The following is a 687-nucleotide window of genomic DNA, read 5'->3' on the forward strand; positions in this document are numbered from 1 at the left end:
ATACTAGATTTTCTAGTATCTTGTCCTCATTGAAAATCAAAAAACTGGAAAGCTAATCATCTGCCCCTCTTGGGTTAGGCAGCTCCAAGCTAGTTTGACGACCTTTTCAACGAGGATAATAGAGTTTTGACAGTGACTTTGGGCTCTACTAGATAAAGTAGAGCTTTTTGTTATGCACTATGGACATTCTAGAAAGGGCAACAATATGATAAAAATCAATCATCTGACCATCACACAAAACAAAGATCTACGAGATCTTGTATCTGACCTAACCATGACTATCCAAGACGGAGAAAAGGTTGCTATTATTGGTGAAGAGGGAAATGGCAAATCGACTTTACTACGAGCTTTAATGGGGGAAGCTTTGCCTGATTTTACTATCAAGGGCGACATTCAGTCTGACCTTCAATCACTGGCCTACATTCCTCAAAAACTAGCTGAGGACCTGAAAAAGAAAACTCTACATGACTACTTCTTTTTGGATTCTGCTGATTTAGACTACAGTATTCTTTATCGTTTGGCGGAGGAATTGCACTTTGATAGCGACCGTTTTGCTAGCGACCAAGAAATTGGCAGTCTATCAGGGGGCGAAGCTTTGAAAATTCAGCTCATCCATGAGTTGGCAAAACCCTTTGAGATTCTATTTTTAGATGAACCTTCAAATGACCTAGACCTTGAGACGGTTGA

Annotated in this window: 1 protein-coding gene; it reads left to right on the top strand. The window is 40.0% G+C overall.

The annotated features are described in order from the left end of the window. Window positions 1-172 precede the first annotated feature (172 nt). On the top strand, window positions 173-687 hold a 515-nt coding region (locus GMD1S_RS08585; RefSeq protein WP_044135836.1), incomplete at its 3' end, for an ATP-binding cassette domain-containing protein.

It is taken from the genome of Streptococcus sp. GMD1S (assembly GCF_000296875.1).
Classification (GTDB): Bacteria; Bacillota; Bacilli; order Lactobacillales; family Streptococcaceae; genus Streptococcus.